This is a genomic window from Mycobacterium sp. NGS45 (assembly GCF_059812645.1).
The window spans coordinates 33,915-57,054 of record NZ_JCALDB010000002.1 but is presented as its reverse complement, the minus strand read 5'-3'; the positions used below and the strand labels follow the sequence as shown (position 1 = coordinate 57,054).

Here is a 23,140-nt window from a genome sequence, read left to right as displayed (position 1 = left end):
CAGCCCTTGTCAGCCAATCATTTAGTCAATCAAAACATAGCGTCACGGCGACGGCCGCTGCAGCCTCCCCCGAGAGCGCTCCGCTACCCAACCCATCTTCGGCTAGTCTGCACGCCGCAGGAACGCCGCGATGGCATCCACGATACGGCTGGCCATCAACGCCTTCGAGCCGTGCTCGAGCGCAGCTTCGGTGCCGTCGGCGGCCAGCAGCCAGCCCGCGTTGACGTCCACCTCGAAGGCACGACCTTCGCCGACGGCGTTGACCACCAGCAAGTCACAGCCCTTGCGGGCCAGTTTGGCGCGGGCGTGGAACAACACATCCCCGGCCGCGTCCCCGGTCTCGGCTGCGAACCCGACGATCGCGCGCAGGTTGGGCAGCTGGCCGTCGGCCCGGCCGCGCACCGCCCCGGCCAGCACGTCGTCATTTCGGATCAGCTCGATCGAAGAGGGTTCACTGGCGGCGCCCTTCTTGATCTTGGTGCTGGCCACCTGGGCGGGCCGGAAATCGGCGACCGCGGCCGCCATCACCAGCACGTCGGTATCCGGCGCATGCTTGGAGACCGCGTCACGCAGCTGGGTCGCCGAGCTGACCTGCACCATGTGCACGCCGGCCGGATCGGCCAGACCGGCGGTGTGGCCGGCGATCAAGGTGACCTCGGCGCCACGCTGGGCGGCCACCCGGGCCAGCGCGTAGCCCTGTTTGCCGGAGCTACGGTTGCCGATGAACCGGACCGGGTCCAGCGGTTCGCGGGTACCACCCGCGGTCACCAGCATCCGGACCCCGGCCAGGTCGTGCGGCAGGGCATCCGGGCGTTCCAGCAGCAGTTCCGCCAGCCCCGCGATCTCCTCGGCTTCGGGCAGCCGGCCGGGACCGCTGTCGGCGCCGGTGAGCCGCCCCGACGCCGGTTCCAGCACCACCGACCCGCGCCGGCGCAGCGTTGCGACGTTGTCGACGGTCGCGGGGTGCAGCCACATCTCGGTGTGCATGGCGGGTGCGAACAGCACCGGACAGCGTGCGGTCAGCAGGGTTCCGGTGAGCAGGTCGTCGGCCCGGCCGGCGACCGCGCGGGCCAACAGGTCCGCGGTGGCCGGGGCGATCACCACCAGGTCGGCCTGCTGACCGATCCGCACGTGCGGCACCTCGTGCACGTCGGTGAACACCCCGGTGTGCACCGGGTTGCCGGACAGGGCTTCGAAGGTCGCTGCGCCGACGAACCGCAACGCCGACTCAGTGGGGATGACGCGGACGTCATGGCCGGCTTCGGTCAGTGCCCGCACCAGCGAACATGCCTTGTAGGCGGCGATGCCGCCCGCCACCCCGACGACGACGTGCTTGCCGGTCAACGGGGTGGGTCCTCGCGGAAGGAGTTCATCGCGCCGGGTCCAGGCCGCTATTCGCCTTCGGTGTGCTCAAGCAGGTCGGAGTGGATCTCGCGCAGCGCGATCGACAGCGGCTTCTCCTGCAGGCCGGGCTCGACCAGCGGGCCGACGTACTCCAAGATGCCGTCGCCGAGTTGGTTGTAGTAGTCGTTGATCTGCCGGGCGCGCTTGGCGGCGTAGATCACCAGGGCGTACTTGCTGGACACCCGATCGAGCAGCTCGTCGATGGGCGGGTTGGTGATGCCAACCGGCGTGTCGTAGGCACCCACACCGAGGCCGGCCGGATCGAAGGCATCGACGACGGGCAAGGTGTCGGCGTTTCCGTTGGTCACTACAAAGTCTCCTGGCAGATGGTGGCTTGGAGGTCGATTCCGGGATGAGCCGAACTCACTTGGCATTCGTCTGGCGGGCCGCCGGGTCAATCCGACGGGAGTCCCACCAGCAAGGATACCAATTCCGAGCAGGCAGTTTCCAATTGCCTGTTCACCACGACGACGTCGAAGTCATCCTGGGCGGCCAATTCGTCGCGCGCGGTGGCCAACCGCCGGTCGATCACCTCTGGGGCTTCGGTCCCCCGGCCGACCAATCGCTGCTCGAGCACCTCCCAGCTGGGCGGGGCCAAGAACACCGACAGCACTTCGGGCAGCGCGGCCTTCACGGCGCGGGCGCCGGCCAGGTCCACTTCGATGAGAACCGGCCGACCGGCGGCCATGGCATCCAGGACCGGCTGTCGAGGAGTGCCGGAGCGTTGCAGACCACCGTGAATGTCGGCCCATTCCAGCAACTCGCCGTCGTCGATCAGGCTCTGGAAGCGCGGTGCCGACACGAACTGGTAGTCGACGCCGTCGATCTCACCCGGGCGCGGGGCCCGGGTGGTCGCCGACACACTGAAGAAGAGTTCTGGGACGCGTTGGCGCAACAGACGCACCACGGTCGACTTGCCGACCGCGGAAGGACCGGACAGCACCACCACCCGGTTTGCCCGCTGGTTTTCGCCGTCCGGTCCCCCGCCAGCGTTCACTGACCTCTAGGAGGGGTCGAACTTCTCCAGCAGCGCCTTGCGCTGCCGGTCGCCCAGGCCGCGCAGCCGGCGGGTCGGGGCGATCTCCAGTTCGGTCATGATCTCCTGGGCCTTGACCTTGCCGACCTTGGGCAGGGCTTCCAGCAGTGCGGAGACCTTCATCTTGCCCAAGACCTCATCGGTCTCGGCGTCCTTGAGCACCTGCGTGAGGTTGGTGCCGCCGCGCTTGAGCCGATCCTTGAGCTCAGCTCGGGCTCGACGTGCGGCAGCAGCCTTCTCCAACGCTGCCGCGCGCTGTTCGTCGGTCAACTGGGGAAGGGCCACGATTCCTCCGTCTCATTGCCATTGGTACACCGGCGCCGCCTGTGCGCCACCGGCTTGTCCTGCCTCGGCCGGGAACTTTCCGGCCAGCGACGACGACCGTACCCAGGCTGTCTGACGAAATCTAACCCCACCCCCCGGTTTCCTGGCCGAACTCCCAGCGTGTAGGGCCGACTGAAGCCACCTTTGACGCGCTGACCGCGGTCGGCCGGCCGCCCCGGTGCGGGGCCGGGCGGTGGACCGAAATCGCAGGCAGGACCCGGTTTCGGGACCGACGAGAGCGGATCGGGCGCCCGGTCACGCCAGTCCCAGCGGCCCCACCTGCGCTTTCGCCGGCCATTTCGACATTTTTGCTGCATTTCGGCGTGTCGAGCTTCGGCAACCGGACGACGCGGTCGCGACGGTTGCTCAGCCGGCACCCATCTTCGGGGTCTGGATCCCGCTGTGAGCGGCGTCAGGCCAGGTACGCGACCGCGTCGCGGAGCCGCTCGGCGGCAGCGCGCAGCGCGGTGACGTCCGGGCCGGCGCGCAGCACCTCGCGCGACACCGCGGGCAGCAGCTGGCCGGCAACCGCCCCTCCCAGGCCCGCCAGGGCCTCTGGGCGCCCACCCTGGGCCCCTACGCCCGGAACCAGCACCGGACCGCCCAGCGCGCTCAGATCGGGCACCTGCGCCAACGTGGCGCCGACGACGACGCCGACCCCTCCCGGCCCAGGCTGGGCCGCGTTGACGGCAGCGGCAGCGTCGACCACGGTCTGCGCGACGCTGCGCCCGTCAGCGCCGGTGGCGCGCTGCACCTGCGCACCCTCCGGGTTGGACGTGGCGGCCAGCACGAAGACGCCGCGGCCGTGCGCTGCGGCGGTGTCCAGCAGCGGGGTCAGCGACCCGAAGCCCAGGTACGGCGAGGCCGTGACGGCATCGGCGGCCAGCGGCGCGTCCCCGGCCCAGGCTTGCGCGTAGGCAGCCATGGTGGAACCGATGTCGCCGCGTTTGGCGTCGGCGAGCACCAGCACACCGCACGCACGCAACTCGGCCATCGTGCGTTCCAGCACGGTGAAACCGGCCGCGCCGTAGACCTCGAAGAACGCCACCTGCGGTTTGACCACTGCGAAGTCGGCGTAGGCCTCGGTGCAGATGGCACAGAACGCCGCCAGCCCGTCGGCGTCGCGCGGCAGCGACCAGGCGTCGAGCAGTTCCGGATGCGGATCGATGCCCAAACACAGCGGACCCCGGTCGGCGATGGCGGTGGCCAGCCGGGCACCGAATCCGGCAGCCGTCATTGTCCGTCCAGCGTGGCGTGCAGTTCCTGCAGTGAGCGCACCCCGATGTCGCCGCGGATACCGGCCTCGATGCCCTGCACCGCCGCCCAGGCGCCCTGCACCGTGGTCACACACGGGATCTGCATCTGCACGGCGGCCGCGCGGATCTCGTAGCCGTCCACCCGCGGCCCGGAGTTGCCGAACGGGGTGTTGATCACCATGTCGACCTCGCCGGCCCGGATCGCCTGCACCGAAGACACCTCGGGCAGTTCGGGACTCGGGCTCTCGAAGTGCTTGCGGACCAGCTCGCACGGAATTCCGTTGCGCCGCAGCATTTCTGCTGTGCCATCGGTGGCCAGCAGCCGAAACCCCAGGTCGGCCAACCGTTTCACCGGGAACACCAGCGAACGCTTGTCCCGGTTGGCCACCGACACGAAGACCGTGCCGCTGATCGGCAGCGAACCGTAGGCGGCGGTCTGACTCTTGGCGAAGGCCCGGCCGAAGTCGGAGTCGATGCCCATCACTTCGCCGGTGGACTTCATCTCCGGACCCAGCAGCGAATCCACGTTGGTGCCGTCAGTGCGGCGGAACCGGTTGAACGGCAGCACCGCCTCCTTGACCGCGATCGGAGCGCGCGGCGCCGGGCTGGCACCGTCGCCGTCGGCGGCCAGCAGGCCCTCGGCCCGCAGTTCGGCGATGGTGGCGCCCAACATGACTCGTGCGCATGCCTTGGCCAGCGGCACCGCGGTGGCCTTGGACACGAACGGCACCGTGCGACTCGCGCGGGGGTTGGCTTCCAGCACGTAGAGCACGTCGTCCTTGAGCGCGAACTGCACGTTGAGCAGGCCGACCACACCGATGCCGTGCGCGATCGCCTCGGTGGCCCGGCGCACCGCGGCGATGTCGGTGCGACCCAACGTCACCGGCGGCAGCGCGCAGGCCGAGTCCCCGGAGTGGATACCGGCCTCCTCGATGTGCTCCATCACCCCACCGATGTAGACGTCGGTGCCGTCGCACAGCGCGTCGACGTCGATCTCGATGGCGTCCTCCAGGAACCGGTCCACCAGCACCGGATGCTCGGGCGACAACTCGGTGGCCCGGGTGATGTAGCCCTGCAGGGTCTCCTCGTCGTAGACGATCTCCATGCCGCGGCCACCGAGCACATAGGACGGCCGCACCAGCACCGGATAGCCGATCTCGGCCGCGATCTCGCGGGCCTGCTCGAAGCTGGTGGCGGTACCGAACCGGGGCGCCGGCAGTCCCGCGTCGGTCAGCACCTCACCGAAGGCGCCGCGGTCCTCGGCCAGGTCGATGGCTTTGGGACTGGTTCCCACGATCGGCACCCCGGCCGCCTGGAGGCGTTCGGCCAACCCGAGCGGGGTCTGCCCGCCGAGCTGCACGATCACCCCGACCACACCGGGTCCGCCGGCGCCGGAGGCACTTTCGGCGTGGTAGACCTCCAGCACGTCTTCGAAGGTCAGCGGTTCGAAGTAGAGCCGGTCGGCGGTGTCGTAGTCGGTGGACACCGTCTCCGGGTTGCAGTTGACCATGATGGTCTCGAAACCGGCCTGGCTCAGCGTGGTGGCCGCATGCACGCAGCTGTAATCGAATTCGATGCCCTGCCCGATCCGGTTCGGTCCGGAACCTAGGATCAGCACTTTGGGCCGTTCGGTCTGCGGAGCCACCTCGGTCTCGGCGGCCGAATCCAACTCGTAGCTGGAGTAGTGGTAGGGCGTCTTGGCTTCGAACTCGGCCGCGCAGGTGTCCACGGTCTTGTACACCGGATGGATGCCGAGCCGCTCGCGCAGCGACCGCACCCCGACCTCGCCGGCGAGTTCGGGTCGCAGCGCGGCGATCTGGCCGTCGGACAGCCCACTGTGCTTGGCCCGGCGCAGCAGCCACTCGTCGAGCACGGGCGCCTCGACCAGTTCGGTGCGCAGCGCCACCAGTCCGGCGATCTGGTCGACGAACCACGGGTCCACGCCCGAGGCTGCGGCGACTTCTTCCACCGATGCGCCCAACCGCAGCGCGTACTCGATGTCGTAGAGCCGGCCGTCGGTGGGCGTGCGCAACCGGTCGAGCACCTCCTCGACCGAGCCGTCCGGGGCGGGACCGGTCCAGAAACCGCTGCGTTTGGTCTCCAGTGAGCGCATCACCTTGCCCAGGGCCTCGGTGAAGTTGCGGCCCAACGACATCGCCTCACCGACCGACTTCATGGTGGTGGTCAGGGTGGCGTCGGCACCGGGGAACTTCTCGAAGGCGAACCGGGGCGCCTTGACCACCACGTAATCCAGCGTCGGCTCGAAGCAGGCCGGGGTTTCCTTGGTGATGTCGTTGAGGATCTCGTCGAGCGTGTAGCCGATGGCCAGCTTGGCCGCGATCTTGGCGATCGGGAAGCCGGTCGCCTTCGACGCCAGCGCACTCGACCGCGACACCCTCGGATTCATCTCGATCACGATCAACCGGCCATCCTGCGGGTTGATCGCGAACTGGATGTTGCAGCCGCCGGTGTCGACCCCGACCTCGCGCAGGATCGCGATGCCCAGATCGCGCATGTCCTGGTATTCGCGGTCGGTCAGGGTCATCGCCGGGGCCACGGTCACCGAGTCACCGGTGTGCACCCCCATCGGGTCGAAGTTCTCGATCGAACAGACCACCACGACGTTGTCGCGGCCGTCGCGCATCAACTCGAGTTCGTATTCTTTCCATCCGTAGATGGACTCCTCGATCAGCACGTTGGCGCTCGGCGAGGCCGCCAGACCGTCACCGGCCATCCGCTCGACGTCCTCGAGGCTGGCCGCCATGCCCGACCCCAGTCCGCCCATCGTGAAGCTGGGCCGCACCACCACCGGCAGGCCCAGTTCGGCGACCGTGTCACGCACCTCGTCCATGGTGAAACACACGCGGCTGCGCGCGGATTCGCCACCGACCTTGGCCACGATGTCCTTGAACTTCTGCCGGTCCTCACCGCGTTGGATGGCGTCGAAGTCGGCGCCGATCAGCTCCACGCCGTAGCGCTCCAGCACACCGTTCTCGTACAGCGCGACCGCGGTGTTCAACGCAGTCTGCCCGCCCAGGGTGGCCAGCAGCGCGTCGATCTTGTTGCCCCGCTCGGCATGCTGGGCGATCACCTTCTCGACGAACGCCGCCGTGATCGGCTCGACATAGGTGTGGTCGGCGTACTCGGGGTCGGTCATGATGGTGGCCGGATTCGAGTTCACCAGGCTGACCTGCAGCCCTTCCGAGCGCAGCACCCGGCAGGCCTGGGTGCCCGAGTAATCGAATTCGCAGGCCTGACCGATCACGATCGGCCCGGAGCCGATCACCAAGACATGCTCGAGGTCGGTACGGCGTGGCATCTAGCGTCCGTCCTTTCCGGCGCCTTCGGCCATCAGATCGATGAATTGGTCGAACAGGTATTCCGCGTCGTGCGGCCCGGCCCCGCCCTCGGGGTGGTACTGCACCGAGAACGCCCGGCCGTTGAGCAGCCGAACACCCTCTACCACACCGTCGTTGGCGCAGGTGTGGCTGACCACGGCGCGACCGAACGGGGTGTCGAACTCCTCGCCGGCCTCGCCCTCGAGCGCGAAGCCGTGGTTCTGGGCGGTGATCGCCACCCGCCCGGTGCCGTGGTCGATCACCGGAATGTTGATGCCGCGGTGCCCGTAGACCAGCTTGTAGGTGGACCGGCCCAACGCCCGGCCCAGGATCTGGTTGCCGAAACAGATTCCGAACAGCGGGATCCCGGCCTCCAGCACCTGTTGGGTCAGCGCCACCACATGGTCTGCGGTGGCCGGATCGCCAGGCCCGTTGGACAGGAACACCCCGTCGGGTTTCAGTTCGGTGATCGCATCGAAGTTGCTGGCCACCGGCAGGATATGGCTGCGGATCCCGCGCTTGGCCATGTTGCGCGGCGTGTTGCTCTTCATGCCCAGATCCAGCGAGACCACGGTGAACCGGTGCGGCCCTTGGGCTTCCACCACATAGGGCTCGGTCGTGCTGACCTCGCCGACCAGGTCCGCACCCAGCATCGAGGGTTGGCCGCTAACCTCGTCGACCAGCTTGGCCAGCAGTTCGTCCCGGTCGCTGACACCGGCCAGCGCCGGGCCGGAGAAGATCCCGGCCTTCATCGAGCCGCGGCTGCGCAGGTGGCGCACCACCGCCCGGGTGTCGATACCGGCGATACCGACCACGCCCTGCCCGACGAGTTGTTCATCGAGGGTGCCGGTGGAGCGCCAGTTCGATGAGCGCGGCGACGGGTCGCGCACGGCGTAGCCGGCCACCCAGATCTTGTCGTCGCGGCTCTCGCTGTCCTCGTCGTTCCAGCCGGTGTTGCCGATCTGCGGCGCGGTGGCCACCACGATCTGGCGGTGGTAGCTGGGGTCGGTCAGGGTCTCCTGATAGCCCGACATCGCGGTGGAGAACACCGCCTCCCCCAGCGTCTTACCCACGGCCCCGAACGACGTGCCGGTGAACACCCGGCCGTCTTCGAGAACCAGTACTGCTTCGTCGTGCCTCACGCGCTCTCCGCTCCATCTGCCATCTCACCGTTTTCGGTCACCCACGCGGCGTACTCACGCCGATCGTCGGCCCGGAACCCGGTGTCGATCTCGGTGCCCGACGGCAGTCGCCACCGGATCGCCAAAATTCCCTCGTGCGTCATGGCCTTCCCGGCGATGCCGCGTTCGGTGCGGATCGCCACGATGGCCTCGTCAGGTATCCAGATCGGTGCCGCACCGCTGCGCTGCACCATGATCCCCTCGGGGTAGCGGGTCAGCACCGCTTTGCTGCGGTATCCGATGTCGCCCACCACGATTCGGTCCTGCCAGCTGGGCGCGAAGGTGCTGCCCACATAAAGCCCGGTGATGCCCGGGCGCAGTGCCGGGCCGACGGTGTCCGGCAGCGCAGGCCATTGGCCGACCACGGCGAGTTGCCGCTCGGCACGCCGGCGCCAGCCGCGCATCATCAGCATGATCAGCACGGTGACCAGCACCGCCAGCACGGCGGCGAAGATCAGCGAACTGACCAGCGTGGGGGTGTTCACCAGCCGACCTTCCCGTCCCGCGCGGTGATCTTGCCGCGCAGCAGCGTCGCGGTCACCCGCGCCGGCAGGGTCATGGCCTGATAGGGCGTGTTGGCCGACCGGCTGGCCAACTCGGCGCCCTCGACGGTCCAGCTGGCATCCGGGTCCACCACGACCAGGTTGGCCGGCTCGCCGACCTCGATCGGGCGGCCCTGATCGGGCAGACCCGCGATCCGGGCCGGGTTCTCGCTCATCACCGCGGCCACGCCGCGCCAGTCCAGCAGCCCGGTTTGCACCATGGTTGCCACCACCACCGACAGTGCGGTCTCGAGACCCAGCATGCCGGGGCGCGCGTGGGCGAATTCGACGCACTTCTCGTGTTCGGCGTGCGGCGCGTGGTCGGTGGCCACGCAGTCGATCACACCGTCGGCCAGCGCCTGGCGCAGCGCCAGCGCATCGTCGGCTTCCCGCAGCGGTGGGTTCACCCGGTTCACGCCGTCGTAGCTCTCCAGCCGCGAGTCGTCCAGCAGCAAGTGATGCGGCGTGACCTCGGCGGTGATCGAAATACCTTGGGCTTTGGCCCATTTCAGGATCTCCACGGTGCCCACCGTGGACGCGTGGCAGATGTGCACCCGGGCGCTGGCGTCGCGGGCCAGAATGGCATCGCGCGCCACGATCGACTCCTCGGCGGCCCGCGGCCAGCCGGCCAGCCCCAACTTGGCCGCGGTGGGTCCTTCGTGGGCCACCGCCCCGACGGTCAGCCGCGGCTCTTCGGCGTGCTGGGCAATCAGTACGCCCAGGCCGGTGGCGTATTCCAGGGCCCGGCGCATCACCAACGGGTCGTGCACGCATTTGCCGTCATCGGAGAACATCCGGACCTGCCCGGCGCCGCTGGCCATCATCGCCATCTCGGTGAGCTGGCGGCCCTCCAGCCCGACCGTGACCGCACCGACCGGGTGCACGTCGACCAGGCCGACCTGCTGACCGCGGTGCCAGACGTGGTCGGTGACCACCGGCGAATCGGCCACCGGATTGGTGTTGGCCATCGCGAACACCGCGGTGTAGCCACCCAGTGCGGCTGCCGCCGAACCGGTTTCGATGGTCTCGGTGTCTTCGCGGCCCGGCTCCCGCAGGTGGGTGTGCAGGTCGACGAAACCGGGCAGCAGCACCTGCCCCTGGACTTCGATGACCTCGACCAGGTCCAGGTCGGCCACCAGATCGGTGCCGATCTCGGTGATCTGACCGTCGGCGATCAGCACATCGACCGGATCACCCTCGCCGTAGCGGCGCACCCCGCGAAGCAGAATCGTGCTCAATTTCCTCGCTCCTCAGCCGCACTCGTCCCGCGCGCCGCATCGTCGACTCGGGTCATGACCCAGCTCCCGTCTCAGCCGGCTGGCCGGCACCCACCAGCAGGTGGAACAGCACCGCCATCCGGACGTGGACACCGTTGGAAACCTGTTGCAGCACCGCAGATTGCGATGAATCGGCGACCGACGAGGCGATCTCCATGCCGCGCAGCATCGGTCCGGGGTGCAGCACCACGGCATGGCCGGGCAGCATCGCCTGCCGGCGCTCGGAGAGCCCGTAGAGCACCGAATACTCGCGGGCCGACGGGAAGAACCCGCCATTCATCCGCTCGGCCTGCACCCGCAGCATCAACACCGCATCGGCGGCCGGCAACTCGGCGTCCAGGTCGTGGGACACCACGGCCGGCCAGCCACCGACACCGACCGGCAGCAGCGTCGGCGGAGCCACCAACACCACCTCGGCCCCCAGGGTCGCCAGCAGCATCACGTTGGAGCGCGCGACCCGGGAATGCAGGATGTCGCCGACGATCACCACCCGCTTGCCCTCGATGTCACCGAGTCGCTGCCGCAGCGTGAGCGCGTCGAGCAGTGCCTGGGTGGGGTGCTCGTGGGTGCCGTCGCCGGCGTTGATGACCGAGGGGCCGCCCCCGCCGAGTTCGTCGTCTTCGGCGGTCCAGGCCGCCAGCTGCTGGGCCGCGCCGGACGCGGGATGCCGGATGATCAGGGCATCGGCGCCGGCCGCGCGCAAGGTCAACGCGGTGTCGCGCAGCGACTCACCCTTGGCCACCGAGGAACCCGACGAGCTGACGTTGATCACGTCGGCGCTCATCCACTTGCCGGCCACCTCGAAGGACACCCGGGTGCGGGTGGAGTTCTCGTAGAACATGGTGATCACGGTGCGGCCACGCAGGGTGGGCAGCTTCTTGACCTCGCGGCCCAGCAGCGCCGCCGCGAACCGGTCGGCGTCGTCGAGGATCGCGACGGCCTCGTCGCGGGTGAGATCTGCCGTGGTCAGCAGGTGTTTCACCGGGCAGAACCTCCGTGCGGGGCGATCGTGACACTGTCGTAGCCGTCGATTTCGGTCAGATGGACCTTGACGCTCTCGGAGCGCGACGTCGGGACGTTCTTGCCGACGTAGTCGGCGCGGATCGGCAGTTCGCGGTGCCCACGGTCGACCAACACCGCCAGTTGCACCGCACGCGGACGACCGATGTCGCGCAACGCGTCCAGCGCCGAGCGCACCGACCGGCCGGCGTAGAGCACGTCGTCGACCAGGATCACCAACGCGCCGTCGATGCCGCCCTCCGGGATCGAGGTCTCCTCCAGCGGGCGTGGGGGTTTGATGTTGAGGTCGTCGCGGTAGAGCGTGATGTCGATCGCGCCGTGGCTGACCGCGACACCGGAGAACTCGGTGATGTGCGCGGCCAGCCGGGACGCCAGGACCACGCCGCGAGTGGGAATGCCGAGCAGGACCACGCGAGGTGCGTCGGCACCGTCGAGCGCGGTCTTCTCGATGATCTGATGGGCGATGCGGGAAACCGTACGGCTGACGTCCGCCGCGGACATCAGCTCGCGTTCGTGCTCATCGGTGGTAGCGCCCATGGGTCGCCGTGACCTCCTTCTCCGCCTCACCGGACGGATCGTTAAAGGATGTCGAACTGCCGGGCAGCTTAGCAGCCGGTCGGCCAGATCCACGAGTCGCCGCAACCGCAATCACAGGTGGCATCGGCAGTGATCAGGACTACATTGGCGGAAGTGACGAATGCCAACGCGGACGACCCGCGCAGCCCAGCTTCGACGCCGATGGACTTCGATGCGCTCTACCGAGGTGAAAGCCCCGGGCCGGGCCTGCCTGCGGTGAGCAGCCCGCCGTGGGACACCAAGGCGCCCAAGCAGAACGTCATCGCCTGGCATGAGGCCGGTCTGGTGCACGGCGAGGTGCTCGACATCGGGTGCGGTCTCGGCGACAACGCGATCTATCTGGCCCAGCAGGGGTTTGCGGTGACCGGGGTGGACGTCTCCCCGACCGCGTTGATCACCGCCGAGCGCCGCGCGGTCGACGCGCACGTGAACGTCCGGTTCTCGGTCGCCGACGCCACCGTGCTCGACGGTCACGACGGCAAGTTCGACACCGTCGTCGACAGCGGTTGTTACCACTGCCTCGACGACGCCGGCCGGGCCGCCTACGGCCGCGCGGTGCACCGCGCCACCCGGCCGGGCGCCACGTTGTTGCTCTCGGCGTTCTCCGACGCCAACACCCAGGCCGGGGACTGGCCGCGGCCCGCGGTGACCGAGCAGCAGTTGCGCCAGACCCTCACCGCGGCCGGCTGGATCATCGAGGAGCTGGGCACCCTCGAGCTGCCGATCGACGACGGCACCGAGGCGCAGATGTGGATGCTGCGCGCGCAGCGCGGGTAGCTGCCACCGGCTGCACTAGGCTGAGCTGCGATGAATCTCGACGGCAACGCCACCTCGATCCAGCAGGCCTGCGACGCGGGCCTGCTCGCCGGTGCGGTCACCTTGGTCTGGCAGCGCGGAAAGACCCTGCAGGTCAATGAGATCGGGCATCGCGACGTCGACGCCGGCCTGCCGATGACCCGCGACACCATCTTCCGGATCGCGTCGATGACCAAACCCGTGACCGTCGCAGCCGCGATGGCCCTGCTCGACGAGGGCAAGCTGAGCCTGCGCGACCCGATCGCGCGCTGGCTGCCGGAGTTCGCCGCACCCCGCGTGCTGGTCGACCTGCGCGGCCCGCTGGACAAGACCACCCCGGCACATCGGGCTCTCACGATCGACGATCTGATGACCCACCGCAGCGGTCTGGCCTACCAGTTCTCCATCCCCGGCGAGCTGGCCCGCGCCTACGCCCGGCTGCCGATGCGCCAGGACCAGGACCGCTGGCTGACCGAGCTGGCGGCGCTGCCGCTGGCGCATCAGCCCGGACAGCAACTGACCTACAGCCACGCCACCGACGTGCTGGGCATCCTGATTTCGCGGATCGAGGCCAAACCGCTGCACCAGGTGCTCAGCGAGCGGGTCTTCGAACCGTTGGGTATGACCGACACCGGGTTCTTCCTCACCCCGCAATCTCGCCGTCGCGCGGCCACCATGTACCAGCTCGACGAGACCGGCACGCTGGCCCACGACGTGATGGGACCACCGCCGATCACCGCGCCGCCGTTCTGTCAGGGCGGGGCCGGACTGTGGTCGACCGTCGACGACTATCTGCGATTCGCCCGGATGCTGCTCGACGGCGGCGAGGTCGACGGCGTGCGGGTGCTGTCCAAGGATGCGGTGGCCGCGATGCGCACCGACCGGCTGACCCCGGCGCAGAAGGAAGTGCCGTTCCTGGGTATGCCGTTCTGGCTGGGCCGCGGCTTCGGGCTGAACCTGTCGCTGGTCACCGACCCGGCCCGCTCCGAGCAGCTCTACGGTCCCGGCGGGCTGGGCAGCTTCGGTTGGCCCGGCGCCTACGGCACCTGGTGGCAGGCCGACCCGAGCGCCGATCTGATCCTGATCTACCTGATCCAGAATGCGCCGGACCTGTCGCCGGATGCCGCGGCCGCAATCGCCGGCAACACCTCGCTGGCCGCGCTGCGCACCGCACAGCCGCGGTTCGTCCGTCGCACCTACGAAGCACTCGAGCTCTGAGCGATTTCGGTGCGTTTGGGGGCGCGCAGCGCCCCCTAGCGCACCGAAATCGCAACTAGAGCATGGCGATTGGCGATACTTTGACGCCGATCTCCAGTGCGCCGGCCAGTTCGCGGGCCACGTCGTAGTCGAACACCACGTGCCCGCTGATCACGTCGACGTCCCGTTTGGCGCGCTGCATCGGGTTGGTCAAGAACTGCGCGCTGGCGCCGGAGGCCTCGAGCACGTCGGCGATGATCGAACGGGACTCGTGCACGATGTGCGCTGCGGCCACCCGCGCGGTGGCACGTTCGGCCCGCGGCACCGGCTCACCGGAGGCGACCAGTTCTGCGATCCGCGCGACGGTCGCGTCCAGCAGCGCGCGCAGGGCGGCCAACCGCACCCGGGCGTCGCCCAGCCGGATCTGCGCCGAGGGCTGATCCCGTTGTGCGGTAGCGGAATACGCCAGCACCCGCTCGGCAAGCCGGGCCGCGAACTTGTCCACCACACCTTCGGCCGCACCCAACGCCGGCATCGCGGCCACCAGCGACAGCGCCGGCACCATGGGCCAGCGGTAGCAGTCGGCGTCGTGCAGCGCGGCACCCGGAGCGGTGCCGCGGTAGACGTCGAGCACCTTGACCACCCGGTGCTCGGGCACCACCACATCGGCGGCGACGACGTCGTTGGACCCGGTGGCGCGCATACCCGCGGTGTGCCACACGTCCTCGACGGTGACGTCGGCGATCGGCAACAGCAGCAGCGCGGGGTACATCCCGGCCGGGTCATCCTCGGGTCCGCACAGCGCACCGACCATGATCCAGTCCGCGTCCATCACGCCGGTGGCCCAGGACCAGCGGCCGCTGAGCTGCAACCCGCCCTGGCACGGTACCGCCCGCCCGGTCGGGGCCAGCGGCGCCGGGCACAGCGCCGGGCCGTGGGCGAACACTTCCTGCTGCGCTTGCTCGCTGAACAGCGCCAGCATCCAGTTGTGCAGCATGTAGAAGCCCAGCGTCCAGGCGCTCGACGCACAACCGTGCGCCATCTGCCGGATCGGCGCCAGGATCTGCGGGAAGTCGGCCTGTTGACCGCCGTAGCGCGCCGGCAGCAGCAGGGTGGCCAGTCCACTGTCGCGGAAATCGGCCACGGTCGCGGCCGGCAGCCGGCGCAGGTCCTCGGCTTCGGCGGCGCGGTCGGCGAGCTTGGCGACGAAATCTTCGGTGACCGACGTCATGCCGGCGACGTTACCATACCTTTTAGTATGGACGTCTCGGGCTGGTCAGCGGCCGATCAGAGCACCGGCGCCGACGACAACACCGGCGGCTCATATGGCCGCACGTCCAGCAGCGGCATCACCTGCTCGGCGAACCGCTGCGCTTCGGCGGCCAGCGGCCAGCCGGACAGAATCCAGGTGTCGATGTCGAGTTCGGCGGACAGCTCGGTGATCAGCTTGGCCACTGTCTCCGGACTGCCCACCAGGTAGTTGCCCGATCCCTTGCCGGCGATGTCGAACGGCGGCTCACCGGAGGTCCAGGTGGTCAGCCCGGCGGCCAGGCCCGGGGCGAATTCGAGTTCGGCGCGGCCCGGGATCCGGCCGGCGCGCAGCGCCTCGATCCGGGCCTGCACCTGCGCGTCGGTGCTCGACATCTGTTCCAGCGGCCCGAACCCGAACGAGCGCAGGTTGCGGTCGGCCAGCCGGGTCATCTCGGCCGGATCCGTGTGCGCCAGTTGCCATTCGAAGTGTGACCAGGCCTGCTCGTCGGTGTCCCGGACGACCACACTGGCCAGCACACCCATCGGGATGGCACGGCCCCTGGCCGCAGCAGCTTCGCGCACCGCGCCGAAAGTGCTTGCCAACAAATGGGGTTGGGCCAGGAAGCTCAGGTAGACATCGAGCACCTCGGCGGCATGCGCCACCCCCTCCGGGGAGGCGCCGGTCCCCCACACCGGTACCCCGCCACGTTGCCGGGGCCCCATGATCGGCGGTTTGTAGCGCGGGCCGAGTTGGAAGTGTTCGCCGTCGACGGCGTCGGTCTCGTCGAGGTAGAGCCGGCGGACCAGCTTCCAGTACTCCTGCGAGATCGCGTAACGCTGCGCCTTGGAGTCGAACCGGCCGTAGCGGGCCAGCACCGGGTCGGCGCCGTTCACCTGGTTGTAGATCAGCCGGCCACCCGAATAGTGGTCGAACACCTGGGCTTCCTCGGCCAGCAGTGCGGGCGGTTTGACGCCCGGGTACTCCGGGATCATGAACCGCAACCGCTCGGTGTCACCGACCAGCGCGATGGTCTCCCGCGCGGTGCTCAGCGCGCCGTAGTAGCCCACCCCGTCCAAGGCTGCGGCCAGGGCCCGCAGATGGCCCAGCGACGGCGGGATGCGGCGGTCACGTTGCCACGGCACGTCGCCGTCGGCGCCGTTGATGTACCACATGATCCGCAGGCCGTCGCGGCTGAACCCGTCCACTGAACATCCTTCCGTATGCAACGAGAAGGGTAATGCGCGGCAACGGTTTTGCGGGGCCTACGTGCTCGGGGTTCCGGCGCCGGCGCCGGACTAAGCGTCCGGGGCGGCGGCGTTGTCGACGTCGGCACCGACGTCGCCGTCGTCGGCACCGGAGAACAGTTCCACGGTCTTCTGCACGGCGTGGCCGGCGATGTCCAGCGAGTCCTGCACGATGTTGTTGACGCCCTCGGTGACGTTGCCCTTGATCACCTCGACGGCGTTGTCCACGATGTCGGCCGACATCTCGACGGCGTAGGTGGCGATGTCACGTGCGGTGTCGATCGCGTCCTTGGGGTTGAAGGCCATCAGCGTCCCAATCTGGTCGGGCGAGGCTGCACCGGTGTTCCGGGCAGTGTGTTTCTTCGAGCCAACCAGATCGCGCGCGGCTACGCGAGGGTGCGCAGCGTCACTCTTCGGGACTGGCCGTGCCGCGTACCGCCTGGGCCGCCGCACGGATCTGCGGGGTGACCAGCATCACCTGACCCAGCACGCCGTTGACGAATCCCGGCGAGTCGTCGGTGGACAGTTCCTTGGCCAGCTCGACGGCTTCGTCCACCGCGACCGGTTCGGGTACGTCGTCGGCGTGCAGCAACTCCCAGACCGCGACCCGCAGGATCGCCCGGTCCACCGCGGGCAGCCGGGCCAACGTCCAGCCCTGCAGGTGACTGCTGATCAGGTCGTCGATGTGCGCGGCATGCTCGGTCACGCCGCGGGCCACCGTCTCGGTGTAGGGCGCCAGCGGTTCGATCCCGCGCACCGAGTTGGCCAGCAGGGTGCGTGAATCGACCACCTCGGCCGGCGTCAGTGCCCGCGCTTCGGCCTCGAACAGCAGGTCGACCGCGCGCTTGCGGGCCGCGTGCCTGCCGCCGGACTTGCCGGGTTTGGCGTCAGCCATTCACGCGACCCAGATAGCTTCCGTCGCGGGTGTCGACCTTGAGCTTGTCACCGGTGTTGATGAACAACGGCACCTGGATCTCGGCGCCGGTCTCCACCGTGGCCGGCTTGGTGCCCGCGCTGGAGCGGTCACCCTGCAGCCCGGGCTCGGTGTGGGTGACCTCGAGCTCGACCGAAACCGGCAGTTCCAGGTACAGCGGGGTGCCGTCGTGGAAGGCGATCTGCACGGGCATGGACTCCAGCAGGAAGCCCGCGGCCTTGCCGACCATCGCCTCGGGCAGCGGGTGCTGCTCGTAGTCCTCGGAGTCCATGAACACGAAGTCGGCGCCGTCGCGGTACAGGTAGGTGGCGTCGCGGCGGTCCACGGTGGCGGTCTCCACCTTCACACCCGCGTTGTAGGTCTTGTCGACGGTCTTGCCGGACACCACGTTCTTCAGCTTGGTCCGCACGAACGCCGGCCCTTTACCGGGCTTGACGTGCTGGAATTCGATGATCTGCCAGAGCTGGCCGTCGATCTTGAGGACCAGTCCGTTCTTGAAATCGGCAGTCGATGCCACGAGGTTGACTCCTTAGTCAGAGGGTCTGCAGTTCCTTGGGGAACCGGGTAAGCAGTTCAGGGGCACTACCTGAAACCGCGAGCGTGTCCTCGATGCGGACACCGCCGCGATCGGGCAAGTAGACGCCGGGCTCGACGGTGACCGTAGAGCCACCGAGCAGTGTACCGGCGGCGCTGGCGTTGATTCCCGGCGCTTCGTGGATCTGCAGTCCCACGCCGTGCCCCAGACCATGGCTGAAGGTCTCGGCGTACCCGGCCTCGGCGATCACATCGCGCGCGGCGGCGTCGACGTCGCACAGCGCGACACCGGGTGCCAACGCCTCCCGACCGGCCCGCTGCGCGGCCGCCACCAGCTGGTAGATCTCGCGTTGCCAATCGGCCGGCCGGCCCAGCACGAAGGTGCGGGTCATGTCCGAGTGGTAGCCGGCCACCAGCGCACCGAAGTCGATCTTGACGAAGTCACCGGCGGCCAGCACGGCGTCGGTGGGCCGGTGATGCGGTACCGCGGAGTTGGCTCCGGCGGCCACGATGGTCTCGAAGGACGGCCCATCGGCGCCGTGCGTGAGCATCAACGCCTCCAACTCGTTGCGCACCTCACGCTCGGTGCGGCCGGGCCGCAGACCACCGCGCTCGATCAGATCAGTCAGGGCAGCGTCGGCGGCTTCGCAGGCCAGCCGCAGCAGCGCCAGTTCACCGGCGTCCTTGACCTCGCGCAGCGCCTCCACGGTGCCGGACGCGCGGACGAACTCGAGGGCTGGAGCGTCGGCCACCGCGCGCTGCAACGCATCGAACGCGTCGACGGTCAACACGTGACCTTCGAAACCCAGCCGGCCCACCCCGGCGCCGACCGCGTGGCCGGCCAGGCTGCGCGCACAGGCCCGCTCGATCACCAGGTCGACGTCGGGAGCCTGCCGGGCCGCCTGGGTGCGGTAGCGGCCGTCGGTGGCCAGCACCGCGGGCCGATCGTCGGCGAAGACCAGCAGCGCGGCGTTGGATCCGCTGAACCCGGACAGGTAGCGGACGTTGTTCAGGTCACTGACCAGCATCGCGTCCAGGGACGCGGACTGTAATCGATCACACAACTTGGCACGCCGCTGGGAATGTGTCACGCCCCAAAACGGTACTCGCTACGCTGTGCAGTCATGAGCAAGTGGTTGGCGCGCGGCTTGGTGTTCGCGGCATTGGTTGTCCTGATCCGCCTCATCAAGGAAGTACTGACCTCGAACATGGAGCGCTACGCGCTGCACATCAGCCTGGTGGCGCTGACCATTCTGGTGCTGGTGGCCGTGCTGTGGGGTCTGCGCGACGGTCGCGCCGACGCGCGCGAAAACCCCGACCCGGACCGTCGGGAAGACCTGGCGATGACCTGGCTGGTGGCCGGGTTGGTGGCCGGACTGGTCTCCGGTGCGGTGTGCTGGCTGATCTCGTTCGCCTACCCCCAGCTGTACGTGCAGGGGCTGTTCGGTGAGCTGACCACGTTCGCGGCATTCATCGCGCTGGTGGTGTTCCTGCCCGCGATGCTGGGCGTGGTGGTCGGCCGGGTGCTGATCGACCGCAAGGGCCCGCCCGCGCCGCAGCACGGCCACGTGCACGACGAAGACGGCGAAGAACGCGCCGACACCGACGTGTTCGCCGCGGTGCAGGACGACCAGCAGACTCGCTGACCGGCGCTGACCGCTGTTTTGCTCCGGGTTCCGCAGCTCCGCTTAACCCAAACGCATTCCCGCTCAACCGTTTTGCTCGCGCTTATTGAATTCAATAAGCGCGAGCGAAACGGGTGAGCGGCAGCGGCAAGCCCGAGAAGCGCGTCAGTCCCGGGCGATCGCGCCGTAGGCCGCGGCCAGCAGCGCCGGATCTGGGCCCTCCAGCCGGCCCGGTTTGGCCAGGCCGTCGAGCACCACGAAACGCAGCACCCCGGCGCGGGTCTTCTTGTCGCCGGCCATGTACTCCAGCAGCTGCGGGAAGGCGTCGGCGTCGTAGTCGACCGGCAGACCCAATGCGGTCAGTACGCTGCGGTGCCGCTCGGCGGTGGCGTCGTCGAGCCGGCCGGCCAGCCGGCCCAGCTCGGCGGCGAACACCAGACCCACCGACACGGCCGCACCGTGCCGCCAGTTGTAGCGTTCGCGACGCTCGATGGCGTGCGCCAAAGTGTGTCCGTAGTTCAGGATTTCGCGCAGCGCCGACTCCTTCTCGTCGGCCGCCACCACCTGCGCCTTGACCGCAATCGAGCGGTGGATCAGTTCGGGCAGCACGTCGCCGCGCGGGTCGACGGCAGCCGCCGGGTCGGCTTCGATCAGGTCCAGGATCACCGGATCGGCGATGAAGCCGGCCTTGACGATCTCGGCCATGCCGGCCACCAATTCGTTCGGCGGCAGCGTCTCCAGGGTGGCCAGATCGACCAGTACTGCACGCGGCTGATGGAAGGCACCCACCAGGTTCTTGCCGGCCTCGGTGTTGATCCCGGTCTTGCCGCCGACCGCCGCGTCGACCATGCCGAGCAGCGTGGTGGGCACGTGCACGATCGAGATGCCGCGCAGCCAGGTGGCCGCGGCGAAGCCGGCGACGTCGGTGGCGGCACCGCCGCCGAGGCTGACCACGGCGTCCTTGCGGTCCAGCCCGATCCGGCCCAGCACCTCCCAGATGAAACCCACCACCGGCAGGTCCTTGCCGGCTTCAGCGTCCGGTATCTCGATGCGGTGCGCGTCGATACCCTTGTCCGCCAGGAATTTACGGATCGACTCGGCGGTGACCGTCAACGTCGGCTGATACAGGATGGCGACCTTGTTGGTGCCCTCGAGCGCGGTGCCCAGTTCGGTGAGCAGTCCGGTCCCGATGGTCACCGGGTACGGCGGATCAACCGCCACGTCGACGACGACGGGGGTGGAAAAGTCGGTCATTTGCGAACCTCTGCGCGGCGGGCCGCCAGGGCGGCGGGCGTGGCGGGTGTGGGCGGTGTCGATGAAACCCCTTCGGCGGCATCCGTTTCCACCCGGGGCGGGGTCAGTCGCCAGGGCGGGCGGCGGCGGCGACTCTGCCGGATCTGCCGGGCGGCGTCCGGGTCCTCCAGGCGCGCCGCGATGTAGGCCGCGACCGCGCCCGGATTGCGCCGGTTGGTGTTGACCCGCATGGTGGCCACCCGCCGGTACAGCGGCACCCGCTCGGCCATCAGCGCGCGGTACTTGGCGCCCGGGTCATCGCCGGCCAGCAGCGGCCGCGCCGACCCGGCGGTACGCCGAATACCTTCGGCAGCACTGATTTCCAGATAGATGACGGTGTGGCCGACCAGCGCCTGGCGGACCCCGGGGGTGGTGATCGCGCCGCCACCCAGGGACAGCACACCGTCGTGTTCGGCCAGCGCGGTGCGGATCACGTCCTCCTCGATGCGGCGGAAGCCGGCCTCGCCGTCTTCGGCGAAGATGTCCGGGATGGCCCGGCCGGTGCTCTCCACGATCTGGACGTCGGTGTCCAGTAACGGCACACCCAGCGCCTTGGCCAGCCGTCGGCCGATCGTCGACTTACCCGAACCGGGCATGCCGACCAGGACGGCCTTGGGTGCCATGGCCTGCCCCTAACCTGACGCAGCCTGCGGCGCGGGTTGCCGGGCAGCCACCTCGGCCAGGTAGCCGTCGATGTTGCGGCGGGTCTCGGCGAGTGAATCGCCGCCGAACTTGGCCAGCGCGGCGCGGGCCACCACCAGCGCCACCATGGTCTCGGCGACCACACCTGCGGCGGGCACCGCGCACACATCGGAGCGCTGGTGAATCGCGACGGCCTCATCGCCGGTGGCCATGTCGACGGTGGCCAGCGCGCGCGGCACCGTCGAGATCGGCTTCATGGCTGCGCGCACCCGCAGCGGCTGCCCGTTGGTCATGCCGCCTTCCAGACCGCCGGCGCGGTTGGTGGAGCGCACCACGCCGTCCGGGCCGGGGTAGATCTCGTCGTGCGCCTGGCTGCCGCGCCGACGCGCGGTCTCGAAGCCGTCACCCACCTCGACGCCCTTGATCGCCTGGATGCCCATCAGGGCTCCGGCCAGTTGGGCGTCCAACCGGTTGTCGCCGCTGGTGAACGAACCCAATCCGATCGGCAGGCCGTGGACGACCACCTCGACCACACCGCCGAGGGTGTCGCCGTCGCGTTTGGCGGCCTCGATCTCGGCGATCATCGAGGCCTCGGCCGCGGCGTCGAACGCGCGTACCGGGCTGGCGTCGATGCCATCCAGGTCACCGATCTGCGGGACCGGACCGACGTAGGGTTCCGAGGGCCCGATCGAGATGACGTGTGAGAGCACCTCGACACCGAGCGCTTGACGCAGGAACTGCCGCGCGATGGTGCCGGCGGCCACTCGGGCCGCGGTCTCGCGGGCACTGGCCCGCTCGAGCACCGGGCGGGCGTCGTCGAACCCGTACTTGAGCATGCCGGCGTAGTCGGCGTGTCCGGGCCGCGGCCGGGTCAGCGGCGCATTCCGCGCCACGTCCAGGGCAGCCTCGTCCACCGGGTCCGGCGACATCACGGTTTCCCACTTGGGCCACTCGGTGTTGCCGATCTCGATGGCGATCGGGCCGCCCAGGGTCTGGCCGTGCCGAACCCCGCCGAGCATGCTCACCTGGTCCTGCTCGAACTTCATCCGCGCGCCGCGGCCGTAGCCGAGTCGGCGCCGGGCCAACTGGGCACCGATGTCTTCGGAGGTGACGCGGACGCCGGCGACCATGCCTTCGACCACGGCCACCAATGCGCGGCCGTGAGATTCACCTGCGGTGGTCCATCGCAACACGCGTCCCATCTTCCCACGTGCGCGTTCGTGAGCTAAATCCACCGGCGCCGATCACAGCGCCAACAGCACCGCCGTCGCGCTCGCGGCGCACATCGCCGGGCCGTGCGGCAGCACCCGTCGTCGCCGGCACAGGCCGGCGACCGCAGTCAGCACCGGTGCGCCCAGCGCGGCCAGCATCCAGCTGGGCGCCCCGAACGCACCGGTCAGTGCGCCCAGGCCGACCGCGAGTTTGACGTCGCCGGCTCCCATCCCGGCCGGCGCGATCAGATGCACCAGCAGATAGCACCCGGCCAGCAGCCCGGCTCCGGTCAGCGCCGCCGGCCCGCGGCCGGTCAGCGCCGCCCCGACGAGCACCGCGCCGGCGCCCGGGATGGTCAAGACGTTGGGCAGTCGGTGCTCGCACAGGTCGCAGACGGTCAGGGCCAGCAGCCAGGCACCGATCAGCCCGGCCGCCGCCACCGCCAGCGCAATCCGCAT

The 23,140-nt window shown here is 69.3% G+C and carries 23 protein-coding genes and 1 pseudogene; 3 read left to right on the top strand and 21 right to left on the bottom strand.

Annotated elements, in window-relative coordinates; translation table 11 throughout:
* Positions 1-102 precede the first annotated feature (102 nt).
* The 11 genes from coaBC to pyrR all read right to left on the bottom strand — a co-directional run bounded on the left by coaBC (position 103) and on the right by pyrR (position 11,915).
* Positions 103-1,344: a bifunctional phosphopantothenoylcysteine decarboxylase/phosphopantothenate--cysteine ligase CoaBC gene (gene coaBC, locus AC5Y3P_RS02550; RefSeq protein ID WP_500044331.1), complete on the bottom strand. Its 1,242-nt coding sequence runs from the start codon at positions 1,342-1,344 to the stop codon at positions 103-105.
* A gap of 47 nt (positions 1,345-1,391) precedes the next feature.
* Positions 1,392-1,688: a DNA-directed RNA polymerase subunit omega gene (gene rpoZ / locus AC5Y3P_RS02545; protein ID WP_500044547.1), complete on the bottom strand. Its 297-nt coding sequence runs from the start codon at positions 1,686-1,688 to the stop codon at positions 1,392-1,394.
* A 110-nt stretch (positions 1,689-1,798) separates the two neighbouring features.
* Positions 1,799-2,401 (bottom strand): guanylate kinase, encoded by a 603-nt coding sequence (gene gmk / locus AC5Y3P_RS02540; protein ID WP_500044330.1) that lies wholly within the window; start codon positions 2,399-2,401, stop codon positions 1,799-1,801.
* A gap of 6 nt (positions 2,402-2,407) precedes the next feature.
* Positions 2,408-2,725, bottom strand: coding sequence for an integration host factor, actinobacterial type (gene mihF / locus AC5Y3P_RS02535; protein ID WP_500044329.1), 318 nt, complete (start codon positions 2,723-2,725; stop codon positions 2,408-2,410).
* Between the two features lie 451 nt (positions 2,726-3,176).
* Complete coding sequence (pyrF, locus tag AC5Y3P_RS02530) at positions 3,177-4,001, bottom strand: orotidine-5'-phosphate decarboxylase (RefSeq protein ID WP_500044328.1); 825 nt, start codon at positions 3,999-4,001, stop codon at positions 3,177-3,179.
* Positions 3,998-7,339, bottom strand: a complete 3,342-nt coding sequence (carB, locus tag AC5Y3P_RS02525) for a carbamoyl-phosphate synthase large subunit (RefSeq protein WP_500044327.1) — start codon at positions 7,337-7,339, stop codon at positions 3,998-4,000. The genes pyrF and carB overlap by 4 nt, the downstream gene beginning before the upstream one ends.
* Positions 7,340-8,500 (bottom strand): glutamine-hydrolyzing carbamoyl-phosphate synthase small subunit, encoded by a 1,161-nt coding sequence (carA, locus tag AC5Y3P_RS02520; RefSeq protein WP_500044326.1) that lies wholly within the window; start codon positions 8,498-8,500, stop codon positions 7,340-7,342.
* Positions 8,497-9,024, bottom strand: coding sequence for a PH-like domain-containing protein (locus AC5Y3P_RS02515; RefSeq protein ID WP_500044325.1), 528 nt, complete (start codon positions 9,022-9,024; stop codon positions 8,497-8,499). Before AC5Y3P_RS02515 ends, carA begins: the two co-directional genes overlap by 4 nt.
* Positions 9,021-10,319 (bottom strand): dihydroorotase, encoded by a 1,299-nt coding sequence (locus tag AC5Y3P_RS02510; protein ID WP_500044324.1) that lies wholly within the window; start codon positions 10,317-10,319, stop codon positions 9,021-9,023. The genes AC5Y3P_RS02515 and AC5Y3P_RS02510 overlap by 4 nt, the downstream gene beginning before the upstream one ends.
* Before the next feature lie 52 nt (positions 10,320-10,371).
* Positions 10,372-11,340, bottom strand: coding sequence for an aspartate carbamoyltransferase catalytic subunit (locus AC5Y3P_RS02505; RefSeq protein ID WP_500044323.1), 969 nt, complete (start codon positions 11,338-11,340; stop codon positions 10,372-10,374).
* Positions 11,337-11,915 carry a bifunctional pyr operon transcriptional regulator/uracil phosphoribosyltransferase PyrR gene (gene pyrR / locus AC5Y3P_RS02500; protein ID WP_500044322.1) on the bottom strand — a complete coding sequence of 193 codons (579 nt, stop codon included), beginning with the start codon at positions 11,913-11,915 and terminating at the stop codon, positions 11,337-11,339. Before pyrR ends, AC5Y3P_RS02505 begins: the two co-directional genes overlap by 4 nt.
* A gap of 201 nt (positions 11,916-12,116) precedes the next feature.
* On the opposite strand from pyrR, the gene AC5Y3P_RS02495 reads away from it, so the two are divergent.
* Positions 12,117-12,731: a class I SAM-dependent methyltransferase gene (locus AC5Y3P_RS02495; RefSeq protein WP_500044546.1), complete on the top strand. Its 615-nt coding sequence runs from the start codon at positions 12,117-12,119 to the stop codon at positions 12,729-12,731.
* A gap of 30 nt (positions 12,732-12,761) precedes the next feature.
* The gene (locus AC5Y3P_RS02490) at positions 12,762-13,967 is read left to right on the top strand and encodes a serine hydrolase domain-containing protein (protein ID WP_500044321.1); all 1,206 of its coding nucleotides are present in this window, start codon (positions 12,762-12,764) and stop codon (positions 13,965-13,967) included.
* Between the two features lie 55 nt (positions 13,968-14,022).
* Here the strand turns inward: AC5Y3P_RS02490 and AC5Y3P_RS02485 are convergent, their stop codons facing one another.
* The 6 genes from AC5Y3P_RS02485 to AC5Y3P_RS02460 all read right to left on the bottom strand — a co-directional run bounded on the left by AC5Y3P_RS02485 (position 14,023) and on the right by AC5Y3P_RS02460 (position 19,001).
* Positions 14,023-15,177: an acyl-CoA dehydrogenase family protein gene (locus AC5Y3P_RS02485; RefSeq protein WP_500044320.1), complete on the bottom strand. Its 1,155-nt coding sequence runs from the start codon at positions 15,175-15,177 to the stop codon at positions 14,023-14,025.
* A 56-nt stretch (positions 15,178-15,233) separates the two neighbouring features.
* Complete coding sequence (locus AC5Y3P_RS02480) at positions 15,234-16,370, bottom strand: LLM class flavin-dependent oxidoreductase (protein ID WP_500044545.1); 1,137 nt, start codon at positions 16,368-16,370, stop codon at positions 15,234-15,236.
* 123 nt (positions 16,371-16,493) lie between these two features.
* Entirely contained in the window at positions 16,494-16,748 is a 255-nt protein-coding gene (locus tag AC5Y3P_RS02475) for an Rv1893 family protein (RefSeq protein WP_500044319.1), read from the bottom strand.
* 100 nt (positions 16,749-16,848) lie between these two features.
* Entirely contained in the window at positions 16,849-17,337 is a 489-nt protein-coding gene (nusB, locus tag AC5Y3P_RS02470) for a transcription antitermination factor NusB (RefSeq protein WP_500044318.1), read from the bottom strand.
* Complete coding sequence (efp, locus tag AC5Y3P_RS02465; RefSeq protein WP_500044317.1) at positions 17,330-17,893, bottom strand: elongation factor P; 564 nt, start codon at positions 17,891-17,893, stop codon at positions 17,330-17,332. Before efp ends, nusB begins: the two co-directional genes overlap by 8 nt.
* 16 nt (positions 17,894-17,909) lie before the next feature.
* Positions 17,910-19,001, bottom strand: a complete 1,092-nt coding sequence (locus AC5Y3P_RS02460) for a M24 family metallopeptidase (protein WP_500044315.1) — start codon at positions 18,999-19,001, stop codon at positions 17,910-17,912.
* 33 nt (positions 19,002-19,034) lie between these two features.
* On the opposite strand from AC5Y3P_RS02460, the gene AC5Y3P_RS02455 reads away from it, so the two are divergent.
* Positions 19,035-19,556 (top strand): B-4DMT family transporter, encoded by a 522-nt coding sequence (locus AC5Y3P_RS02455; protein WP_500044314.1) that lies wholly within the window; start codon positions 19,035-19,037, stop codon positions 19,554-19,556.
* Positions 19,557-19,700: 144 nt separating this feature from the next.
* Here AC5Y3P_RS02455 and aroB read toward each other — a convergent pair whose 3' ends face one another.
* The 4 genes and pseudogenes from aroB to AC5Y3P_RS02435 form a co-directional block, all read right to left on the bottom strand.
* Positions 19,701-20,789: a 3-dehydroquinate synthase gene (aroB, locus tag AC5Y3P_RS02450; protein ID WP_500044313.1), complete on the bottom strand. Its 1,089-nt coding sequence runs from the start codon at positions 20,787-20,789 to the stop codon at positions 19,701-19,703.
* 158 nt (positions 20,790-20,947) lie between these two features.
* Positions 20,948-21,451, bottom strand: a pseudogene (locus AC5Y3P_RS02445) (shikimate kinase); the annotation flags it as partial.
* 9 nt (positions 21,452-21,460) lie between these two features.
* Entirely contained in the window at positions 21,461-22,663 is a 1,203-nt protein-coding gene (gene aroC / locus AC5Y3P_RS02440; protein ID WP_500044312.1) for a chorismate synthase, read from the bottom strand.
* Positions 22,664-22,714: 51 nt separating this feature from the next.
* Positions 22,715-23,140 (bottom strand): prepilin peptidase, encoded by a 426-nt coding sequence (locus tag AC5Y3P_RS02435; RefSeq protein WP_500044311.1) that lies wholly within the window; start codon positions 23,138-23,140, stop codon positions 22,715-22,717.